The 22,386-nt window shown below is 66.9% G+C and carries 14 protein-coding genes and 3 pseudogenes; 6 read left to right on the top strand and 11 right to left on the bottom strand.

Features of this window, described 5'->3' with window-relative positions:
- Positions 1-94: 94 nt before the first annotated feature.
- The 5 genes from CWS35_RS02625 to CWS35_RS02605 form a co-directional block, all read right to left on the bottom strand.
- On the bottom strand, positions 95-1,414 hold the full coding sequence (locus CWS35_RS02625; RefSeq protein WP_100950608.1) for an MATE family efflux transporter: 1,320 nt from the start codon (positions 1,412-1,414) through the stop codon (positions 95-97).
- A gap of 118 nt (positions 1,415-1,532) precedes the next feature.
- On the bottom strand, positions 1,533-2,267 hold the full coding sequence (locus tag CWS35_RS02620; protein WP_100950606.1) for an MBL fold metallo-hydrolase: 735 nt from the start codon (positions 2,265-2,267) through the stop codon (positions 1,533-1,535).
- A gap of 22 nt (positions 2,268-2,289) precedes the next feature.
- On the bottom strand, positions 2,290-2,598 hold the full coding sequence (locus tag CWS35_RS02615; protein WP_024581783.1) for a DUF6460 domain-containing protein: 309 nt from the start codon (positions 2,596-2,598) through the stop codon (positions 2,290-2,292).
- Between the two features lie 99 nt (positions 2,599-2,697).
- The gene (locus CWS35_RS02610) at positions 2,698-4,542 is read right to left on the bottom strand and encodes a cisplatin damage response ATP-dependent DNA ligase (protein ID WP_100950604.1); all 1,845 of its coding nucleotides are present in this window, start codon (positions 4,540-4,542) and stop codon (positions 2,698-2,700) included.
- The gene (locus CWS35_RS02605) at positions 4,539-5,579 is read right to left on the bottom strand and encodes a ligase-associated DNA damage response exonuclease (protein ID WP_100955970.1); all 1,041 of its coding nucleotides are present in this window, start codon (positions 5,577-5,579) and stop codon (positions 4,539-4,541) included. The genes CWS35_RS02610 and CWS35_RS02605 overlap by 4 nt, the downstream gene beginning before the upstream one ends.
- Positions 5,580-5,709: 130 nt before the next feature.
- Here CWS35_RS02605 and CWS35_RS02600 point away from each other — a divergent pair, with 130 nt between their 5' ends.
- The 4 genes and pseudogenes from CWS35_RS02600 (at position 5,710) to pdeM (ending at position 11,789) form a co-directional block, all read left to right on the top strand.
- The gene (locus CWS35_RS02600; RefSeq protein WP_100950602.1) at positions 5,710-6,636 is read left to right on the top strand and encodes a methyltransferase domain-containing protein; all 927 of its coding nucleotides are present in this window, start codon (positions 5,710-5,712) and stop codon (positions 6,634-6,636) included.
- 282 nt (positions 6,637-6,918) lie between these two features.
- Positions 6,919-8,145: an ABC transporter substrate-binding protein gene (locus CWS35_RS02595; RefSeq protein WP_024581787.1), complete on the top strand. Its 1,227-nt coding sequence runs from the start codon at positions 6,919-6,921 to the stop codon at positions 8,143-8,145.
- A gap of 191 nt (positions 8,146-8,336) precedes the next feature.
- A pseudogene (locus CWS35_RS02590) lies at positions 8,337-11,055 on the top strand (ligase-associated DNA damage response DEXH box helicase).
- 63 nt (positions 11,056-11,118) lie between these two features.
- Positions 11,119-11,789, top strand: a pseudogene (pdeM, locus tag CWS35_RS02585) (ligase-associated DNA damage response endonuclease PdeM).
- Positions 11,790-11,929: 140 nt separating this feature from the next.
- Here pdeM and CWS35_RS02580 read toward each other — a convergent pair.
- Positions 11,930-12,793, bottom strand: coding sequence for a LysR family transcriptional regulator (locus CWS35_RS02580; RefSeq protein ID WP_100955967.1), 864 nt, complete (start codon positions 12,791-12,793; stop codon positions 11,930-11,932).
- Between the two features lie 97 nt (positions 12,794-12,890).
- Between CWS35_RS02580 and CWS35_RS02575 the strand changes: the two genes are divergently transcribed.
- Positions 12,891-13,832: a DMT family transporter gene (locus tag CWS35_RS02575; protein WP_024581791.1), complete on the top strand. Its 942-nt coding sequence runs from the start codon at positions 12,891-12,893 to the stop codon at positions 13,830-13,832.
- 16 nt (positions 13,833-13,848) lie between these two features.
- On the opposite strand, the gene CWS35_RS02570 is transcribed toward CWS35_RS02575, so the two are convergent.
- A complete protein-coding gene (locus tag CWS35_RS02570; RefSeq protein WP_100950600.1) occupies positions 13,849-14,331 on the bottom strand; it encodes an Lrp/AsnC family transcriptional regulator in 483 nt (160 codons plus the stop codon).
- 145 nt (positions 14,332-14,476) lie between these two features.
- Between CWS35_RS02570 and CWS35_RS02565 the strand changes: the two genes are divergently transcribed.
- Positions 14,477-15,781 carry an aspartate aminotransferase family protein gene (locus CWS35_RS02565; protein ID WP_024581793.1) on the top strand — a complete coding sequence of 435 codons (1,305 nt, stop codon included), beginning with the start codon at positions 14,477-14,479 and terminating at the stop codon, positions 15,779-15,781.
- An 82-nt stretch (positions 15,782-15,863) separates the two neighbouring features.
- On the opposite strand, the gene CWS35_RS02560 is transcribed toward CWS35_RS02565, so the two are convergent.
- From CWS35_RS02560 to CWS35_RS02545, 4 genes and pseudogenes are all read right to left on the bottom strand, one after another.
- Positions 15,864-16,646: a TIGR02186 family protein gene (locus tag CWS35_RS02560; protein WP_100950598.1), complete on the bottom strand. Its 783-nt coding sequence runs from the start codon at positions 16,644-16,646 to the stop codon at positions 15,864-15,866.
- Positions 16,643-17,571: pseudogene (locus tag CWS35_RS02555) on the bottom strand (sulfite exporter TauE/SafE family protein). The gene CWS35_RS02560 and the pseudogene CWS35_RS02555 overlap by 4 nt, the downstream one beginning before the upstream one ends.
- A 321-nt stretch (positions 17,572-17,892) precedes the next feature.
- Positions 17,893-18,741, bottom strand: coding sequence for a hypothetical protein (locus CWS35_RS02550; protein ID WP_100955965.1), 849 nt, complete (start codon positions 18,739-18,741; stop codon positions 17,893-17,895).
- A 113-nt stretch (positions 18,742-18,854) separates the two neighbouring features.
- Positions 18,855-22,379, bottom strand: coding sequence for a tetratricopeptide repeat protein (locus CWS35_RS02545; protein ID WP_100955963.1), 3,525 nt, complete (start codon positions 22,377-22,379; stop codon positions 18,855-18,857).
- Between the last annotated feature and the right edge of the window lie 7 nt (positions 22,380-22,386).

Raw genomic sequence — 22,386 nt, 5'->3', positions numbered from 1 at the left:
TCCGCGTATCAGCTCTTACCGTTTCGCGGAGATAGCCCCTCACCCCCTCCCTCTCCCCGCAAGAGCGGGGCGAGGGAGCAGAGCGCCGCCTGTTTCACTTGAACGTCTTCCGCAGCATCGCCGGATAGCGCAGGCCTTGCAGGCCGCCGCGCGCGACGTAGAAGCCGATCAGTGCGATCCACAGGCCGGTGTTGCCGTAGCCGCTGAGTGCCCACCAGGTGACGAGGAAGATCGCGAGCGAGGCCAGCATCAGATTGCGCATCTCGCGCGCCCAGGTGGCGCCGACATAGATGCCGTCGAAGCCGAAGGCAAATACGCCGGGCAGCGGCGCCAGGATCACGAACGGCAGGAAGTCGCGCGCATAGCGGCGCACCTCGTCGCTGGTCGTCATCAGACGGATCAGCGCCGGTCCGAACAGCGCGAACAGCACCGACACGACCAGCGCAAAGCCGATGCCCCACAGCAGCACCAGCCGGGTCGAATCGGCGAAGCCGCGTCCGTCGCGGGCGCCGAAAGCGCGGCCGCACAGCTGCTGGGCGGCATTGGCGAGACCGTCGAGGAAGAAGGCGCTGACCAGCAGGAAGTTGTTCAGCACCGAATTCGCCGCCAGCGTGACGTCGCCCTCGCGTGCGCCCTTGGCGGTGAAGAACAGGAAGACGACGATCAGCGCCGCGGTGCGCACCATGATGTCGCGGTTGACGGCGAGCATCCGCATCAGCTTGGCGCGGTCGAACAGCGTGGCCGCGGGAACAGCGAAGCCGGTTTGCGAGAGCCGCCACGCCACCACGATGCCGGCGGCAAAGCCGCTGGTCTCGGCGAGCACGGCGGCGATCGCAGCACCCGCGATCCCGGTGCCATAGACCTGCACCAGCAGCACGGTCGCGGCCATGTTGATCAGGTTGATCACGATTTGCAGGACCAGCGCCAGGTTGGCGCGCGCCTGCCCGACCAGCCAGCCCAGGATGACGTAATTGGCGAGCGCCAGCGGCGCCGACCAGATCCGGATCATGAAATAGGTCCTGGCCGCGCGCGTGACGCCCTCGCTGCCGCCCATCAGTTGGAACGTGATTGCGGCGAGCGGCACCTGGAGCGCGATCAGCGCCGCCCCGATCAGGCCGGCGACGATGAAGCCGCGCACCAGGATCGCGGCGTATTCCTGCGGTTCGCCGGCGCCTTGCGCCTGCGCGGTGAAGGCCAGCGTGCTCATGCGCAGGAAGGCGAACAGCCAGAACAGGCAATCGAAGATCACCGAGGCCATCGCCACCCCGCCGAGCAGCGCCGCGTCGTCGAGGCGGCCGATCGCGGTGGTCGAGACGATGCCGATCAGCGGCGTGGTCAGATTGGCGACCATCGCCGGTCCGGCGATGGCGAACACCTGGCGGGTCGTGATCTTCTGATGAATGGGCGCGTGCATGGCCAGAGTTGCGAGCAATCCAGGTTTTTACCGCGTCGTCCGTCGCGCGACCATGGGGAATTGTTCTGAGAGCAATGCGGTGGCGAGGGGCGGGGTCGCCCGACGCGGAAATGCACCGTCAGAACACCACGACCATGCCGTCGCTCGCAACCGTGTAAGGCAGGTCGCCGACGCGGCCCAGCATGTCGTCGCTCATATGCGTCAGCACCACGCGCCGGGCGTTGATCGCGGGCAAATGCGCTTCCAGCGTTTTCAGACTGAGATGGTTCTTGACCATCCTGTCGTAGGTATAGGCCTCGGCGATGAAGAGATCGGCGTCCCGCGCGGCCGGGATCAGCGCGTCGGTCCATTCGGTGTCGGCGCTGTAGCTGATGACGCGGCCTTCCGCCTCGATGCGATAGGCCAGAAACGGCCCGCCGGATTCGCCATGCACCACCGGATAGGGTGTTACGGTCACCTCGCCGAAGCAGCGTCGCTCCTGCGGGGCGAGCGTGACGACGGAGAGATCGAAGCGCTGTCTGGTCCTGGAGGAGTGCTCGAACATCACCTCCATCACCTCTGGCAATTTCGTCTCGATCCCCTGCGGTCCGGCGATCACCAGCGGTCGGCTGCGGCGGGTGAACTGTGCGTCGAGCAGGAAGAACGGCAATCCGGCAAAATGATCGCCATGGAAATGCGTGATCAGGATCAGGTCGATCGCGTCGCGGTCGATCTCGAGCCGCTTCATCGCCGGCAGCGACGAGGCGCCGCAATCGATCAGGAGATTGGTGCTGTTACCATTGAGGTGGAAACAGGTGTTGAAACGGCCACCGGAGCCGAACGCATCGCCGCAGCCGACAAATCGCAATTGCATCGGCTGCGGGCTTTCCTTCGGACTAGCGGCCGCGCGGCGCGCCGAACAGCCGCGACAACAGCCAGATCGGGATCACGATCACGGCGCCGAGCAGGAAGTAGCGCCAGGCCCAGTTGATCGCATCGAAGCCGAAGTCCCAGATCGTCTGGAACAGCCTGCGGACGCTATTGAGGATATTCCAGGGGTCGAGGCCGATCGCGGCGAGCACGACGCCGACCAGGATCGAGAGCAGGATCAGCCGGAACGCCACCGAGAGCGGCGAGCCGCCGAGAAAGCGGTACAGGCCGTCGCTCTGGCCACCGGCCGGCAAGTCCCTGACGTCGTTCGGCATCTGTATCTCCTGGCGGAATCGTCCGCGCATTATAGGTCACGGCGGAGCACATGGGAAATCCGTGAGCGGCGATCAATGGCTGCCATGCCGCTTGCGGGTTTAACTTCCTGTCATGGAGATTAACATCCGTTCAAGCGTCTCCAGCCGGTCGGCCTCACGCGGCGGCTTGTCCCAGCGCAGCCGGCTGATCCGGGGAAAGCGCATCGCGACGCCGGATTTGTGCCGCGGCGAGCGCTGCAAGCCCTCGAAGGCGACTTCCAGCACCAGCCCCAGATCCGGCTCGTGCACGACGTGGCGCACCGGACCGAACTTCTCGGTGGTGTTGCGGCGGACGAAGCGATCGATCTGCAACAGCTCCTCGTCGGTGAAGCCGAAATAGGCCTTGCCAACCGGCACCAGCTCGTCGCCGGCATCGCCGCGGGTCCAGACCCCGAACGTGTAGTCGGAGTAATAGGATGAGCGCTTGCCGTGGCCGCGCTGGGCATACATCAGCACCGCGTCGATGACGTGCGGATCGCGCTTCCATTTCCACCACGGGCCTTTCGGCCGACCCGGCAGATAGGGCGCGTCGCGCCGCTTCAGCATCACGCCTTCGACCGCGTCGGCATCGTCGCCGGCGCCCGCGCTCCTGGGATCGGCGCGCGCGGCGGCGAGGTCTTCCCAGTTCGCGAACGGGACGGTCGGCGACAGGTCGATGCGCGGATCGCCGAGCTTGGCGACGAAGGCTTCGAGATGCGCACGCCGCTCGGTGAACGGCAGCTCGCGCAGATCGTTCTCATCGTCGCCGAGCAGGTCGTAGGCGCGCAGATGGATCGGGAATTCCTTGATCAGTTTCGGCGAGACGACTTTGCGGTTCAGCCGCTGTTGCAGGACGTTGAAGGTCTGCACGCGGCCGTCGCGCAGCACCAGCAATTCGCCGTCGATCGCGCCGGGCAGATGCAGCGAGGGCACCAGGTCGGGGAAGCTGCCGGTGATGTCCTCGCCGGTGCGCGAATAGAGCCGCGCCTGGATGTGGCCGCGTGTATCGCGGCCGGCGACGGCCTGGACGCGGATGCCGTCCCACTTCCATTCGGCGCTGAAATCGGCGGCGTCGAGATTGGCGAAGTCGGTATCCTCGATCGCATGCGCCAGCATCACCGGGCGGAACGGCGTCGGATCGCTGTTGACCGGTTTGTCGCCACGACCTTCGAGCCAGGCGAACAGGTCGAGGTAGGGTGGCGACAGGCCCGGCCACATCAGCTCGATCTCATGCGGGTCCTTGTCGCCGAGCGCTGCCGCCGCGGTCTTCGCCAGCCGCGCCGAGATCCCGATCCGCATCGCACCGGTGACGAGCTTCAGCAGCGCCCAGCGTCCGGTCTCGTCGAGCTCGTCCAGCCAGCGCGCCAGCTGCGCCGGCAGCTCGGCCTTGCCGAGCGTGCGCAGCGTGGTGATGACGTCGGTCAGCGTGGGAGGAGGCGGGTTGTTGTGCGTGTGTGGAATCTCACTGCGATCTTGCCCGTGGTACCCCTCTCCCCACCCCTCCCCGCAAGGGGGAGGGAGCCTGCCCAGTGGAGCGTCCCTCACTGACGTCAATTCCTTCAACATCGTTGTGAGGTGAGCACGCCGGTTGGGCTCCCTCCCCCTTGCGGGGGAGGGGTGGCCCAGGAAAGACTCGTTCTGATGCGCACTGAAAGATTTCGGCCACATCAGCGCGACGGTCTCGGAGAGATCGCCGACGTAATCATAGGAATAGCCGAACAGCACCGGGTCGGTGCGTTCGGTGATCAGGTCGCGGATCAACCCGGGCTTGGCGTGCTTGAACGACAATGCGCCGGTCAGCGCCGCCAGTGCGTAACCGCGGTCGGGGTCCGCGGTCTCGCGGAAATAGGCCACCAGCAGCCTGATCTTGTTGTTGCGGCCGGGCTCATAGGCGAGGCGGTCGAGCAGTTCGGCGAAGCGGTTCATGGCTTCGTGGTCTCACCGACGGGCTCGGTCTCGCCTTCGTCCTCGTCGCCATAGCCGACCAGATCGAGCGGCCGCGCGGCGAGGCCTTTGCCCTTGCACCAATGCACCAGCGCGTCTTCCTGGCCGTGGGTGACCCAGATCTCGCCGGCACCGGTTGCGCCAATCGTCGCCGTCAGCCCGTCCCAGTCGGCGTGATCCGAGATCACCAACGGCAGCTCGATGCCGCCTTGGCGCGCGCGGGCGCGCACGCGCATCCAGCCCGAGGCGAAGGCCGTCACCGGATCAGGGAAGCGCCGCGTCCAGACATCCGATGTCGCGCTCGGTGGTGCCAGTGTGATGGTGCCGGCGAGCTCGGCCTTCTTCATGCCACGCGCCGGCCTGAGCTCGCCGAGCCGAATGCCGCGCTCCTGATAATAGTAAGTGATCTTCTCCATCGCGCCGTGCAGGTAGATCGGCGTGTCGTAGCCGGCCTCGCGCAGCAGCGCGATCACGCGCTGCGCCTTGCCGAGCGAATAGGCGCCGACCAGGTGCGCGCGTTCCGGAAACAGCTTCACCGATGCCAGCAGCTTGTTCACTTCACCTGATGCATCGCCGTGGCGGAACACCGGCAATCCAAATGTCGCCTCGGTGATGAAGACGTCGCAGGGCACCAGCTCGAACGGCGCGCAGGTCGGGTCGCGCGCGTCCTTGTAGTCGCCGGAGGCGACGATACGGGTGTCCTCGCAGGTGACGGCGATCTGGGCGGAGCCGAGCACGTGCCCGGCGGGATGGAACGCCACCGTGACGTCGCCGAGTCGGATCTCTTCGCCATAGGCGACGGCCTGCACGGAGCCCGCGAAGTTCTCGCCATAGCGCAGCCGCATCATGTCGAGCGTTTCCCGGGTCGCGAGCACCGCGCCGTGGCCCGCCCGGGCGTGGTCGGAATGGCCATGCGTGATCAGGGCCCGCTCGACCGGCCTGACAGGATCGATATGGAAGCCGCCGGGCTTGCAGCAAAGCCCGGCCGGGACGGGCATCAGGATGTCTTGCGGGCGCATGCCGACCATATAGGCATTGATTCCGCGATATCTAATCGTCATGCGCGGGCTTGACCGGCACGGCCATCTCCGGAAAAAGTCCGTGCTTTGGTGGATGGCCCTTTCGGCCGAGATTGGTTCCTTAAAGAAAATGGCCTCCCGCCTGTTTCTGTCCTCTGGCGACCTCGTTGCCGACCGCCGCTACGAGTTTGCGCGCGACCTGCAATTGAAAGGCGATCTGCCGGCCGCTGCCGAGCTGCTCGAACAGGCGATCGAGCTGGTGCCGAAATTCCCGTCGGCCTGGTACACGCTGGGCAAGATCCGCCTCCAACTCGGCCAGCGTGACGCCGCGATCGCAGCGTTCCGTGCCGCGCGCGACGCCGATCCCGAGGACCGTCACGGCGCCGGCCTGCATTTGATGCAACTCGGCGTCGAGGCCGTCGGTTCGATGCCGCCGGGCTATGTGCAGACGCTGTTCGATCAATATGCGCCGCGCTTCGAGGCGGCGCTGGTTGGCGATCTCGGTTATCGCGGTCCGGCGCTGCTGTTCAAGGCGGTGCTGTCGGTGCGCGCTGCCGCGAAGAAGCCGGCGTTCTTCAAACGCGCGATCGATCTCGGTTGCGGCACCGGGCTCGCGGCGGGCGCCTTCGCTGCGCATGTCGATCGCTTCATCGGCATCGATCTGTCGCCGCGGATGATCGACAAGGCGCGCGCCACCGCGCTCTATGCCGAACTCGAGGTCGACGACATGCTGACGGGCATCCGCGGCAGGCCGGACGCCAGCGCTGAATTGATCCTCGCCGCGGATGCGATGGTCTATGTCGCCGATCTCGCGCCCGTGCTTGCCGAAGCCAGGCGCGTGCTGGTCGCCGGCGGCGTGCTCGCGTTCACGGCCGAGACCCATGACGGGGAGGACGTCATCCTCGGCGAAGGCCTGCGCTACGCCCACAGCGCAGCCTATGTGCGGGCGACCGTTGCGGCTGCCGGGCTGACCTTGGCGCTGCTCGACGACCTCTCGGTGCGGAATGAGGACAACATCCCGGCACCCGGGCTCGTGGCGGTCGCGATCAAGCCGTGACGCTGCTTCTTCCCTTCTCCCCTTGTGGGAGAAGGTGGCGCGAAGCGCCGGATGAAGGGTCTCTATCTGCGGAGACAGACCCCTCATCCGGCTTCGATGCTACCGCATCGAATCCACCTTCTCCCACAAGGGGAGAAGGAAGAGAGAAGTGAACCCACGCCCCGACTTGAGTCTACACGCTACGCATTTGCCGCGACGCGGCATTGCGTCGCGAAGTCGCGACTTCGCGCTTGCCCGGCGCAATGCGGAATGCGAGAGCTTTGCGCCTCAGGGAGAGACACAATGAAAAAGCATACGCGGCGCGAATTCGGCGCCACCGCATTGTCCGTGATCGCAGCGTCTGTGCTGCCCGCGCCGTTCGTCCGGGCCGCCGACAAGAAGTACGATCCGGGTGCGAGCGACACCGAGATCAAGCTCGGCCAGACCGTGCCGCATTCCGGCCCCGGCTCGCTCTATGGCGTGCTCGGCCGCGTCGGCGAAGCCTATTTCCAGATGCTGAACGACAAGGGCGGCATCAACGGCCGCAAGGTGAAATTCCTCACCATGGACGACGCCTACAGCGCGCCGAAATGCGTCGAGGCCACGCGCCGGCTGGTCGAGCAGGAGGAGGTGCTGGCGCTCTACGGCTCGCTCGGCACCGCGCCGCAGACCTCGGTGCATAAATATCTCAACTCCAAGGGCGTGCCGCAATTGCTGCTCAACACCGGCGCCTCGAAGTGGAACGACCCGAAGAACTTCAAATGGACCATGGCGGGCCTGCCGCTGTATCCGACCGAGGCGCGGATTCTCGCCAAGCACGTCGTCAGCGTGAAGCCGGAGGCCAAGATCGGCATCCTCTACCAGAACGATGATTTCGGCCGCGACTTCCTGGGGCCGTTCAAGAAAGTGCTGAGTGACGCCGGCGGCAAGGCGCAGGTGATCATGGAGCAGACCTACGATCTCACCGATCCGACGGTCGATTCCCAGCTCATCAATCTCTCGAAGTCGGGCGCCGACGTGTTCTACAACATCACCACCGGCAAGGCGACGTCGCAGTCGATCCGCAAGGTGGCCGAGCTCGGCTGGAAGCCGTTGCAGCTGTTGTCGGCGGGCTCGACCGGCCGCTCGATCCTGAGCGCCGCGGGGCTGGAGAACGCCAAGGACATCGTCGCGATCCGCTACAACAAGGAAGTCGGCGTGCCGCGTTACGAGAAGGACGCCGACGTGATCGCGTTCGAGGAGCTGCGCAAGAAGTATCTGCCGAATGTCGATCCCGACAACACCATCGCCTTCGCCGGCTACGGCCAGGCGGCGACGATGGGTGAAATCCTGCGCCGCTGCGGCGATGACCTGACCCGCGCCAACGTGCTGAAGCACGCCACCACGCTGGCCGGCTTCCACTCGCCCTACTTCCTCGACGGCATCAATTACAGCTACACGCCGGACGACTATACCCCGATGAAGACGCTCTACATCTCGATCTTCAACGGCAAGGACTGGGATCTCTCCGGCCAGCCGATGACGGAGTAGGGGCAGGCAGGCTCTATCCCCCGTCATTGCGAGCGAAGCGAAGCAATCCATCGATCCCCTCGGGGAAAGATGGATTGCTTCGTCGCTTCGCTCCTCGCAATGACGTCGGCTACGGGGTAGGGGGCCCTGCCACCTGCCGCCATTTTCGTCCCGCACTCGACGAAACCGCCTGAAACACCTACCTCTTGGGCGTGTCGACGCTCGATCTCTTTTCCGTCCCGCCGTCGGAAACGGCCGATCTCTTGCCGCGCCGGTTCCGCGACTGGTTTGCCGCACGTGGCTGGTCGCCGCGCGAGCATCAGCTCGCGCTGCTGGCGAAGGCGCGTGAGGAGCGCTCGGCGCTGCTGATCGCGCCGACGGGCGCGGGCAAGACGCTGGCCGGATTCCTGCCGACGCTGGTGGAATTGAGTGGGGAGAGCGACGAGAGAGGCGGAATCCGGTCGACGCATACTCGATCGCCACCTCCCCCTTGCGGAGGAGGGGTGCGCCACTTGCTCCGAACGATACGGCTTACTTACTCTCCCAACCCTCCCCGCAAGGGGGGAGGGAGCCCTACCAGCGAGTGCTGCGGAGCCAAGAAGGACCCTCATCTCCACCGGCCGTGGCGTTCGCCGCAGCGGCGGGCTGCACACGCTCTACATCTCGCCGCTGAAGGCGCTCGCGGTCGACATCGCGCGCAACCTGGAGACGCCGGTTGCCGAGATGGGCCTGCCGATCAGGATCGAGACCCGCACCGGCGACACGCCGGTGTCGCGGCGGCAGCGGCAGCGGCGCTATCCGCCGGACATCCTGCTCACCACACCGGAACAGCTGGCGTTGTTGCTGTCGTCCGACGACGCACCGTTCCTGTTCTCGTCGCTGAAGCGCGTCGTGCTCGACGAGTTGCACGCGCTGGTCACTTCCAAGCGCGGCGATCTGCTGTCGCTGGGCCTGGCGCGGCTCTGGACCATCGCGCCACAGGCGCGCGCCATCGGCCTCTCCGCAACCGTCGCCGAGCCTGAACAACTGGCGCGCTTCCTGGTGCCGCAGCCGGGCGGCGAGAACGCATCGGCCGACGTCGTCATCGCCGGCGGCGCCGCGCCGCCGGTGGTCGAGATGCTCGACACGCGGGAGCGGCTGCCATGGTCCGGCCACAGCGCGCGCCACGCGCTGCCCGAGGTCTATGAGCTGATCAAGCGCAACAAGACCACGCTGGTGTTCGTCAACACCCGCAGCCAGGCCGAGATGCTGTTCCAGGATCTGTGGCGCATGAACGACGACGGGCTTGCGATCGCGCTGCATCACGGTTCGCTCGACGTCGCGCAGCGGCGCAAGGTCGAGGACGCGATGGCCGCGGGAAAGCTGCGCGGCGTGGTCTGCACCTCGTCGCTCGATCTCGGCGTCGACTGGGGCGACGTCGACCTCGTCATCAATATCGGCGCGCCCAAGGGATCGTCTCGGCTGATGCAGCGGATCGGCCGCGCCAACCACCGCTTCGACGAGGCCTCGCGTGCCGTGCTGGTGCCGGCCAACCGGTTCGAGGTGCTGGAATGCCGGGTCGCGATCGATGCCATCGCCGAGAATGCGCAGGACACGCCGCCGTTGCGCTCTGGTGCGCTCGACGTGCTGGCCCAGCACGTGCTGGGCTGCGCCTGCGGCAAGCCGTTCCTGTCGGATGAGCTCTACGATGAAGTCAGGACCGCGGCGCCCTATGCAGCGTTGGCGCGAACGGATTTCGATGACGTGGTCGACTTCGTCGCCACCGGCGGCTACGCGCTGAAGACCTATGAGCGCTTCGCGCGCATCAAGCAGGACAAGCAGGGCCGCTGGCGCGTCACCAATCCCAAGGTACGGCAGAGCTATCGCCTCAACGTCGGCACCATCGTCGAGGAGACCATGCTGAAGGTGCGGCTGGTGCGTTCGCGCGCCGGCGGGTCCGGGTCGACCGGCGCGATCGCGCGCGGCGGCCGGATGCTCGGCGAGATCGAGGAGGTGTTCATCGAGGGCCTGGTGCCCGGCGATACCTTTGTGTTCGGCGGCGAGGTGGTGCGCTACGAGGCCTTGGTTGAAGATCAGGTCTACGTCTCCCGCGCCAATGACAAAGACGCAAAAGTGCCGTCCTATATGGGCGGCAAGTTCCCGCTCTCGACCTATCTCGCCGAACGGGTCCGCAAGCTGCTCGACAACAGCCGGGACTGGAACGCGCTGCCGGACCAGGTGCACGACTGGCTGTCGTTGCAGCGACGATTCTCCCGCGTGCCTGCGGTGCGCGAGCTATTGGTGGAAACCTTTCCGCGCGGCGGCAGCCATTATCTGGTCTGCTATCCCTTCGAGGGAAGGCTGGCGCACCAGACGCTCGGCATGCTGCTGACGCGGCGGCTGGAGCGCGCCCGCGCCCGGCCGCTCGGCTTCGTCGCCAATGAATATGCGCTGGCGGTCTGGGGCGTCGGCGATCTCTCCTTCATGATCCGGCACGGCAAGCTCGATCTCAACGCGCTGTTCGATCCCGACATGCTCGGTGACGACCTCGAGGCCTGGCTTGCGGAATCCGCGCTGATGAAGCGCACCTTCCGCAACTGCGCCATCATCTCCGGCCTGATCGCGCGCCGCTTCACCGACGAGGAGAAGTCGCGCCGCCAGGTGCTGTTCTCGACCGATTTGATCTACGACGTGCTGCGCAAGCATCATGCCGACCACGTGCTGCTGCGCGCCGCGCGCAGCGACGCCGCCACCGGATTGCTCGATCTCCGCCGTCTCGGCGACATGCTGTCGCGCATCCATGGCCGAATCACCCACAAGGATCTCGACCACGTTTCCCCGCTTGCCGTGCCTGCGCTGCTGGAAATCGGCCGCGAGTCAGTTTATGGCGAAGCATCCGACGAGCTTCTGGCCGAGGCGGCCGAGGAACTCGTGCGGGAGGCGACGACTTAACGCGACCACTCTGGGGAACACGACGTGACGGCAAGCGCGCCAGCTTTGCGAGACGGTGACGACATGCGCGTTTCGAGGGTCACGGTGGCGGATGTCGGCTTCGTGGCGGATTTCTCCGGCGCGCTGTTCTGGGAAGAGCAGCGCCTGCTCGTGGTTTCCGACCTGCATCTGGAGAAGGGCTCGAGCTTCGCCAGCCGCGGCGTCCTGCTGCCACCCTATGATACGGTGGCGACGCTGAGCCGGCTCGCCGCCGTGATCGCGCGGCACGATCCGCGGCAGGTGATCGCGCTCGGTGACAGTTTCCATGATCGCGAGGCGCATGCGCGCCTGTCGGAACCGGATCGCGAGGCGCTGTCGGCGCTGCAACTGCGGCGCAACTGGATCTGGATCGCGGGCAACCACGATCCGGCGCTGCCGGCCAATCTTGGCGGCGTGGTCGCGACCGAGGTCGCGATCGGCCCGATCGTGTTCCGCCATGAGCCGACCGGGGCGAGCGGCGAGATCGCCGGGCACCTGCATCCGAAGGCACGGGTGCCGACCCGCGGCCGCTCGATCGAGCGGCGTTGTTTTGCCAGTGACGGCGAGCGCGCGGTGATGCCGGCGTTCGGCGCCTACACCGGCGGCTTGAGCATCCGCGATCGGGCGTTCGCGCGGATTTTCGGATCGCCGGTTTCATGGCCCACGTGTTGGGCGACAACCGCGTCCACGCATTCGCAGCGTCGCGGTGTTATTGAGTCTCTTCGTCATTCCCCGGTGCGCAATTGCGCACCTGAGGGATCGCGAAGCGAGAGCCCGGAATCCATTGAACCGCATCGTTCGTGCATGAATGGATTCCGGGTTCGTGCTTCGCACGCCCCGGAATGACGGATGGGTCCTACGCCGCCTTCGCCTGCACGTTCTCGCAATACTCGGCGAGCCGGTCGGCCAGCCGCAACGTCGCGGGGCTGGCTTCGGGGGCGGCGACGAGGGCGACTTCGGTGCGCTCGATCGGCGCAAAGCCGTCTTTCGCGGTCAGCACGCGGTGCTCGGCCTGGATCGACATCTCCGACAGAATGCTCAGGCCCAGGCCCGCGGCGACCGCGGCCTGGATGCCGGCGAGGCTGGAGGACGTGTAGGCCATGTGCCAGTTGCGCCCGGCGCGCTCCAAAGCATGGATGGCATAGGCGCGGTAGAGACAGCCCGAGCCGAAGCCGATCAGCGGCACGGAGCCGACGGTGGTGTCGCGCGGATGGCTCTTGCTGGTGACCCAGTGCACGCGTTCCGGCCACACCGCGATGCCACCCTTCTCGCTGGCGGAGCGCTTGATCAGCGCAAGATCGAGATCGCCGCGCTCGAGGTCGCGGTATAGCGACAAGCTCTGGCCGGAGCGCACATCGAGCCGCAAGCTCGGATGGCTGCGCGAGAAGGTTGCGAGCAGTCGCGTCAGGCGGTAGGCGGCGAAGTCCTCGGTGATGCCGATCCGGATCGCGCCCTCGCTGCCGGGACGCGAGAGCACGTCGCGGGCCTCCTCCGCGAGCGACAGCAGCCGCCGCGCATAGCTCAACAGCCGCTCGCCGGCCTCGGTCGGGGTGACGTCCTTGCCGCTGCGGATCAGCAACGGCTGGCCGACGTCCTCCTCCAGCCGCTTGATCTGCTGGCTGACCGTCGATTGCGTCCGGTGAACGCGCTCACCGGCGCGGGTGAAGCCGCCGGCATCGACCACCGAGACGAAACTGCGCAACAGCTCCAGGTCGAGCATCGCAGCCTCCATTCATAAATCCACTGGAAGCCAGTCTATCATTTAATTTCCAAATATCAACGCGGCGGCCTAGATCATCGGCGAAGGAGACCCCGCCATGTCCGCCGCAACGTCGCCCGCCGCATCATCTGTGGCCGCCCCCCGTGCCCGCTTCAACACCCTGCCGCTGCTGATCGCCTTGTTCTGCCTGCTCTGGAGCTTCGCTTTCGTCGCCGGCAAGATCGGCGTCACCGATTGCCCGCCGCTGATCCTGCTCGCCGCGCGTTTTTCGCTGGCCGGCATCCTGATCTTGGCCGTCGCGCTGCTGCGCCGGGACGCATGGGATCTGACGTGGCGCGATGCCGTCGTGTTCGCCGTGCTCGGCGTCGCCAACAACGCGCTGTATCTCGGTCTCGGCTACACCGGCCTGAAGACGGTCTCCGCCGGTCTCGGCACGCTGATCGTGTCGGCCAATCCGGTGTTCACCGCGGTGCTGGCGGCGCTGTTACTCGGCGAGGCGTTGACCTGGCGCAAGGTCGCCGGCCTGCTGCTCGGCATCGCCGGCGTCGCCTTCATCGTCTGGCATCGCATGTCGATCGGATCAGACAGTCCGCACGGTGTCTTGTTCACGCTGGCTTCGCTCGCCTCGATCGTCGCGGGCACCATCCTGTTCAAGCTGCTCGCGCCCAAGGGCAATTTGTGGATCGGCAACGGCATCCAGAACATTGCCGGAGGCCTTGCCGTGATGCCGTTCGCCTTCGCATTTTCCAGCGTAGCTGACATCGTGCCGAGCGCCCGGCTCGCCGGCGCCTTCGCCTTCCTGGTGCTCGGCGGCTCGATCCTCGGCTATGTGATCTGGTTTCATCTCCTGAAGGTCTGTGGCGCCACCGCTGCCAGCGCCTATCACTTCCTGATGCCGCCGCTCGGCATGCTGTTCGCCTACCTCGTGCTCGGTGAGCAAGTCGAATTCCGCGACCTGCTCGGCATCGTTCCGGTCGCGCTCGGCATCTATCTGGTGACCCGGCCCGCGGCCGCATCGACCAGGCTGGCTGCGAATTGAGTAGCAACGTCGTCGATCAAAACAGCGAGCTGTCGATCTTGGTCGTCGATTTGACCTTGCGCAGGATGATGGTGGTGCGGTAGCTCGCGATATCGCTGTCCGGATGCATCAGGCGGTCGAGGATGAACGACTGATAGCTTGCGAGGTCGGAGGACACGATGCGCAGCGAGTAGTCCCAATCGCCGGCGATCATGCAGCACTCGACGACCTCCGGAAGCCCGGTCACCTTCTTCTCGAAGCGCGCGAAGGAGTCCCGGTTCTGGTGCTTGAGGCGGAGCTCGACGATCACGTCGAACCCGAGCCCCATTCGCGCGGGGTCCACCAACGCCACGTAGCAACTGATCACACCGGTATCCTCGAGCGTCCTGACGCGTCGCATGCAGGGCGCGGACGAGAGCCCGACCCGCTCCGCCAGTTCGAGATTGGTGATGCGCCCCTCGACCTGCAGCACGTCGAGGATCTTCCGGTCGATCTCGTCAATCACGGTGTTGATTCCCATTTATTTCGCATTTTCCGTCTTTTGCGCAATTTATTCCAGAATTGTGGGCGAAATGCATTCCAAATCGCAAGGTCATTGCCGGATCGTGCGCATAGGATGAGCCACGATGTTCTTCAACGCGGTAATGCAGCCGCAGGGAGCAGGCATGACGGGCAACGACGACAAGGCCTTTTGGGATCGCGCGCGGCGTCACCTCATCCGCTATGGCGGCACATTCGCGCCCGTCATCATCGAGCGCGCCTCCGGGTCCTTCGTCTATGACGCCGACGGCCGCGCCATCCTGGATTTCACGTCCGGGCAGATGAGCGCCGTGCTCGGCCACGGCCATCCCGAGATCGTCCGCACCATCAGCGAGCATGCCGAACGGCTGGACCATCTGTTCAGCGGCATGCTGACCCGTCCGGTGGTCGCGCTGGCCGAACAGCTCGCCGACCTGCTGCCGCCGGGGCTCGATCGCGTCATGCTGTTGAGCACCGGTGGCGAGTCCAACGAGGCCGCGATCAAGATGGCCAAGCTCGCCACCGGCGGCTTCGAGACCGTCGCGTTCGCGCAGTCCTGGCACGGCATGACGTCGGGCGCCGCCGCGACGACCTATTCGGCCGGCCGCAGGGGCTATGGCCCGGCGCCGGTCGGCTCGCTCGCGATCCCGACCCCGAACCTCTATCGTCCCCGCTTCGGCCAAGCGGCCGACTGGCGGGCCGAGCTGGCCTACGCCTTCGATCTGATCGACCGCCAATCGACCGGCTCGCTCGCCTGCATGATCGCCGAGCCGATCCTCAGCTCCGGCGGGCTGATCGATCTGCCGGAAGGCTACCTCGCCGCGCTGAAGGAGCTGTGCCGTGCACGCGGCATGCTGCTGATCGTCGACGAAGCGCAGACCGGCCTCGGCCGGACCGGCGCGATGTTCGCGTTCGAGCGCGATGGTGCCGTGCCCGACATCCTGACCCTGTCGAAGACGCTCGGCGCCGGTCTGCCTTTAGCCGCGGTCATCGCATCGGCCGAGATCGAGGAGCGCTGTCACGAACGCGGCTTCCTGTTCTACACGACGCATGTGTCGGACCCGATGCCGGCAGCGGTCGGGCTCAAGGTCATCGAGATCATCCTGCGCGACCGGTTGGTCGAGCGGGCTGCGATCGCGGGCGCGCGGCTGAGGGATGGGCTGCTCGCACTCCAGAACCGCTTCGAATGCATTGGCGACGTGCGTGGCCGGGGGCTGATGCAGGGCATGGAGATCGTGCGCGACCGCTTCAGCAAGCAACCCGATGAAGCGCTCGGAACACGGGTCTCGCAGCGCTGCATGGAGCTTGGGCTGAGCACCAACATCGTGCAACTGCCCGGCATGGGCAGCGTCTTCCGCATCGCGCCGCCGCTGACGATCAGCGACGACGAGATCGACCTCGGCCTTTCGATCCTGGGCGACGCGTTCGAAAGCGTGTTGCGGGGATCGTAGGATGGGTGGAGCGCAGCGATACCCATCATGTCGCCGCGGTTCCGGATGTTGGGTATCGCTTCGCTCCACCCAACCTACGTCTCTAATCTTTTCGGAACACGATCGAGGCCATCCAGCCGGTCATCAGCGCCATGAACGCGGTGACGAGGCCGTAGACGAAGCCGTTCTGCCGCGCGGTGGTGGCGACGAACTGCTCGAAGCCGACCTTGACGATCTCGAACGCGGTCTCGGTCTTGGTCACCAGCGCGCCGTCGGAAAACAACTTGATCTCGACATTGTAGGTGCCGATCGGCACTTCGGCCGGCAGCGGAATGCCGGTGCGGAACAAGGTCGGGGTCAGGAATGTCACCGCGGAGGTCGCCTCGCGGTACAATCCGTGCTCGGTCCGCAGCCGGACGAAGGCGCTGCGGAACGGATCGTTCGGCACCACGTCGGCAAAGTCGGGACCGACCCGCTGCATCAGCAGCACGTTGTTGAGCCCGAGCTGCTGGCGCCGCTGCACGTCGGGCGAGGCGATCTGGTCGAACGGGCGATTGGCGAACAGCGCGAGGTAGCCGGGAACCTGGAGGAACTGGCGCGAGTCGGTGTTGATCCAGATTCCGAACCTGCGCTCCTTGCGCCGCGTGACCATGTCGGCGCGCGGCCCCGACACCGTGACCGCGAGATCGTAATTGCCGCGATTGGGCGGCGTCTTGTCGTCCTTCTCCACCGAACCGAACAGCACGAGCTCGCCGCCGGAATAATTCGGCGTCACCGTGACGCGATGGTTGGAGACCGACACGATCAGCCGTTCGGCACGGGCAGGCGCGGCCGCCAGGCCGGTCGCGATAAGGGCAACGATCGCAAGCGGCGCGCGCAGCCTCATGGCGGGGCTCCGCCGGTTTCGCGGATGCTGTAGGGGTCCTGCGGCCGGATCACCAGCTCGACCGCGAAGCGGATGCCGACCGCGAGCACGAGCAGGCCGAGCAGCAGGCGCAGATGCTCGCCACGGATCTTCTGGCCGGCGCGGGCGCCGAACTGCGCGCCGGTGACGCCGCCGATCATCAGGATCAAGGCCAATACGGCATCGACCAGATGGTTGGTCACCGCGTGCAGCATGGTGGCGAACACCATGGTGACGAGGGTAAGCACCATCGAGGTGCCGATCACGGTCGAGGTCGGCACCCGCAGCACATAGATCATCAGCGGCACCAGGATGAAGCCGCCGCCGATGCCCATGACAGCGCCGATGAAGCCGATCACGAGGCCGACCGCGACCACCGGGATGACCGAGAGATAGATCTTGGAGCGCTTGAAGCGCAGCTTCAGGGGCAGGCCGTGGATCCAGCCATGGCTGCCGGGCTTGCGCAGCGTGACCGGGCCGCCGCGGCGCGAACGCAGCATCGCGCGCAGGCCTTCCCAGAACATCAGCCCGCCGACCGTCGTCAGCAGGATGACGTAGGACAGCGCGATCATGAGGTCGAGCTGGCCGAGCGAGCGCAGGAAGGTGAAGGTCCACACCCGAGCGCGGTGCCGAGCGTGCCTCCGACCAGCAGCACCGCCGCCAGCAGCGGGTCGATCGCGCGTCTGCGCCAATAGGAGATCGCGCCGGAGAACGAGGAGGCCGCGATGTGGCTGGCGACCGAGGCCACCGCGACCGCGGGCGCGATGCCGACGAAGATCAACAGCGGCGTCATCAGGAAGCCGCCGCCGATCCCGAACATGCCGGAGACGAATCCCACCGCCGCGCCCATCGCCAGGATGAGGAAGACATTGACCGGAATGTCGGCGATCGGGAGGTAGAGCTGCACGCGCGTCGCTTCTTGTCGGTTCGCCGTATGCTGGGGCGCAGGGCCGCATCACGGCGTGATGTCGTTCTGGTCGGGCATTCTCCGGCTGAACGAATCCGGTCGGCGCGCAGGACGCTGGCGAACGCGGGTCGATTGCCGCGTTCTTGCATAACCGAATTCGGTGGAAGGAGGGACTAAAGAATCCGCCTCGGATGGCATTTTTCGCCGCACGTTGCCGCTCTGTTGCGCACGTGGTTGATAATTCAGATTAATGACGCCTGAACCGGCTGGTTTGAGCATGATCTCCGCGCAAACGCGTTCCGCGCTTTGCCGGATCATGCTTCAGGGCCGCTCGACCGGCTTGGTGATCAGGTTCAGCGTCAGCGCTTCCTGCGGGCTCAGCCAGCGGATGTCCGAGGTTTGCGACATCGCCTCGACGATCCCGGACGAGACGCCCATCTTGGTCATGTAGCCGAGCACCATGCCCTGGATGCGCTGGGCCTCGGCGAGCGGATCGCTGACCGGCGTGCTGGTCGTGAAGCGATGCACCCCGAGCCGCGAGCCCGCGATGCCATAGCGGGTCGCCCCGCCGGCATAGACCAGGACGCAGGCGCTGGCGCAGGCCGCGGGGCGCAGTCTGCCCGAGGCGTCGGCCGTTGCGACGGCGGTGACCAGCCCGTGCGAGCGGATGGCCTCGCCCATGATCGCGGCCTGATTCAGCGCGCCGCCTGGCGATGATAGCAGCACGGCATCACCCGGCGCGAGGCGGGCCTCGCTCAGCCGGTCGCGCAGCCAGCTCGCGCTGGCCGAGCCGATCTTGCCGCTGATCGCCAGCGCCCGCCGGCCGTGGCCCGACCCGTCGATGTCGACGTCGGGAATCACCGTCGAGGTCATGCTCGCCGCGATGTAGGTCTCGCGCCAGAAATCCCAGGCGCCCGGCCGCGACAGGTCGCGATAGGCCTGAATCGCGACACTCGATAACAGCAGCACGAAGATGATGATCGACGGCAGCGAGAACCGGAAGGTGCCGCGCGGCGAGGCCATGGTTCCTTGTGGAGGGGCGGGCGGCTGCGGCGGAGCGCTCGGGTGCGCGGCGAACGGCGATGCAGTCCGGCGCGGCGGCGCGACGCGGGGACCGGTCGGCGACGAACGGTGGCCGGTGCCATCATCCTGACGATCGTCGACAGACAAGCCTGACCTCCAGAACGCGTGCGCCATCGGCGCGGGACTGCGCGTCTGTCTACACGGCGGAATGCGGCAGGGATAGGACAGCGGCGCCGTCAAGGCGCCGCATCGCGTGTCGTTCAGTGAGCCGGGGCGGCCAGCGCCGCGGTGCGCTTCGACGGTTGCCTGACCGGCTTTGCCGCCGCGGGTTGCACGGGCGCGCTGTCCCAGCCACCGGGCGGGGTCGTCACGTTGACCGCATCGCTCGGCTGCGGCTCGGGCGTGAAGGTCTGGATCGCGAGCTTGGCTGCGGCCAGCGACTGCGGGTCGAGCCGCTTGGCGATGTCGTCACGCTTGCGGCCGGCGTCGGCGTCGCCCTGCGCGGCCGCGAGGCTGAACCACTTGAAGGACTCGGCGAGGTTCTGTTCGACACCGATGCCGCGGGCATAGAGGATGCCGAGGTTGACCTGGCTGTCGGCGACGCCGCGATCGGCGGCCTTGCGGAACCACTGCGCGGCGCTCTTGTAGTCGGCGCCCTTGCCGCCGCCGTCGGCATCGAGCACGGCGAGATTATGCATCGCCTTGGCGTTGCCGCGCTCGGCGGCCTGCACGTAGTAGCGCCGCGCGGTATCGAAGTCGCGCTTCACGCTGAGGCCCTTCTCGTAGAAGGTGCCGAGCCGGAACATCGCGGGCACCACGCCGGCCTGGGCCGCGCGATTGTACCATTTGGCGGCCTCGTCGAGATTGGCGGGCACGCCCTTGCCTTCGGCAAAGCGGACGCCGACCTCGTAGGCCGCCGCCGCATCGCCCTTGATCGCAGCCGTGCGCAGCGCCGGTCCGCCGATCGCGTCGGGCAGCTTCTCGCCCGCCGGAATCTGGATCGTGGCGAGCTTGCCGCCGAGCGGAGGTGCGGTCGGAATTGTGCCGGTGACGTCGTTCGCGGCGGCCGGTGCCGGGGCGGCGGGCGGCGCTGCCGGCATTGCAGCATCGGCAGGCGCGGACGCCGGCGGAATACTGACTTGCGCGCTGTCGAGCGTGTTGGGCGCCGCGGTGTTGTTGGACTGGCGGCCGAGCGGGGTCGGCGAGGTCATCGATGGCCCCGGCATCCCGGAAGGTGCGGCGGGGGCTGTCGAATTCTCGACGGGCGGTTGCACGGGGGCCGCAGGCGCCGGCTCGCTGCGTTCGGCCGCCGGGATCGGCGCCGGGGAACTGGTGTCGAGCAGGTTCATCGCCATCTTGGCGGTCGAAAGCAGGATCACGACCACGCTCGCTCCGACCAGCAGGGATCGGATCTTGGAGGTGATGGTCGAAGGCTGGGCCTCAGCTGCGCCGGCAGCGGGCGCGCCCGCCTTGGCGGCGGCGGCCTTCGCAGCCTTGTCGGCCTTCTCCTTGGCCTTGGCGGCAGCCTTGCTCGCTGCGCGTGCAGCCTTGTCGTTGACGGGCTGTGCGGCGGCGGCCTGCGCGGCACGGCGCGCGGCGGCGATGAAGCTCGACGTCGAGACCGGCTCTTTCTTGCCGGCGGGAAGATCGCTGATCGCGCGTTCGGAATCCGCGATCCGCTCCGACGGCGACGACATGCGGCCCGAGGGGCGCGTTCCGGGCTCGAGCGGATGATCCGGCGGCAGTTCCGGCGCGATGGCTGCGCGTGCGGACGCCGCATGCGGCTCGAGGATCTCGCTGATGGCGCGCGGCGGCAGCGGCGGCGGCGTGGCCTCGACCGGCTGCACGGCGTGGAATTCGCGCGGCGCGGACATGAAGTGCTCCTGCGCCAGCGCAGGATTCGGCAATTCGGGCCGATACGATTCGGGTTGTGCGATCGGCTGCGGCATCGCCGCGCGCGGCATTTCCATCCGCGGCGGTTCGATCCGCGATTGGACCGGTTCGGGCGCAGGCGGTGCCGGCGGCGGCGCGGTGCGGACCGAGCGCAGATCGGTCTCGATCATCGCGAGGCGATCGACGACATGGCCGAGCGTGTTGTGAACCGTCTCCAGCGAGTCCTGGGTGCGGCGGTCGGTCTCCGTCTGGCTGAAGCGGATGTCGGACAGTTCGCGCTTCACCAGGTCGACGATGCCGCTGTCCATCATCGGCTGCGGCGCGGACGGGCCGGTGTTGCGGGTGGCGTCGGCCAGCGAAGCGAGATGGGCGTGCTGCGCCTCGAGGTGCCGCATGATGTCATGCAGCCCTTCCTCGACCCGGCCAAGATTGCCGGAGCGCTGGTCGGCGGATTCCAACCGCTCCAGCAGATAGGAGACGCGCTGCTCGAGATGGGTGAACGCCGACGAGCTGTCGTTGCCGACCTGCAAGCGGTCGATCCGCTCGGACAGCGTGCGTACTGCGCTTTCGATGGCGTCGGTGTTGTCGGTGCCGACCGGCCGCTCGCGGCTCTCCAGCGTCGAGGCCAGCGCGGCGATACGCTGCTCGATCCCGGCGAAAGCGTCGCCGTAGGATTCACCGCGCGACATCTGCGACAGCTGGTCGACCTTGGTCGCCAGCGCATGCACGTCGCCGGACAGTTGCAGCAGCGCGTCGTTGGAGGCGACATTGGAGACGATGGTACGCAGCGCCGCGATCGCGCTTTCGAGCTGATGCAGCGTCGAGGGATCGTCATTGGCGCGCAGGATCGTGTCGAGCTTGGCGCCGAGATTGCGGATCGCCTCGTCATAGCCGGTGAGCTGTTCCGCCGGCGTCAGCGTGCGCAGCTCCTCGCGGATCTCCGACAGCGCGCGTTCGATGCCGGCGATCGCCTGGCCCTGGCCGTTGCTGCTGTCCTGGCGGATCTCGTCGATCCGGTGATGCAGCGAGCGGATTTCGTTCTCGATCGATTCGATCGCGCGGCGCGGCATCGCCTCGGTGATGGCCTGGCGGATCTCCGCGAGCTCGCCGCGGAAGGCCGCGATCGACTGCTCGATATGGTCGGGCCGTTGCAGGGCTTCGATCTGGCTCGTGATCTTGAGCAGATGACGCTCGAGCGAGGAGAAGTCGGGCCCGGCGGGCGTGGCAGGCGGCGGCGCGTAGGCAGCCACCGGCGGCGCCGATTGCGGCATCGGCGGCGCGCCGCGCGGCGGCATCTGCCGCGGTGCGACGTCATCGAGCTCGTTCTGGCGCGCGGCGATTTCCGCGATCGCGGAATCGAACGATGCCGGGCTCAGCGGCGGCGAGGGCCGGTAGATCTGCGCGGCGGCGCGCTCGACGGCTTCGGCCTGGCGCTGGCGTTCCTGCTGCTGGCGGTCCTGCATTTGCGGCTCCCGCTGCATCTGCGATTCACGCGTCGTTTGGGGTTGCGGCTCGCGCGCCGGCTGCGGCCGCGAAATCTGCGACAGCCGTGCGTCGAGGCGCGAGATCGCTTCGTTCAACTGCCGTGCGACGGCGGGCTGGCCGCGCGGCACTTCGGCGCGCACGGCTTCGCCGCGCGACAACGGCTTTGCAATCTGTTCGATCTGGCGGGTGATGGCGTCGAGCCGCTGATGGATGTCGGCGACCTCGCGGCTTTCCCGGCTCGGCATCGGCTGCCGCTGCTCCATGCGCCAATCCGGCGGGCTTGGCTCGCCGACGGTGGAGTTGAGCCAGTCGTTCAGTGACATGCCGGCGCGGCGCGCAGCCGCCTCGGCCCTGTCGCGGACGGAGGGATCGATGCCGTCAACACTCCACGATACGCGCGAATTCATGATTCCG

This window comes from Bradyrhizobium sp. SK17 (assembly GCF_002831585.1).
GTDB lineage: Bacteria > Pseudomonadota > Alphaproteobacteria > Rhizobiales > Xanthobacteraceae > Bradyrhizobium.
This window is presented reverse-complemented; position numbering and strand designations above follow the sequence as displayed.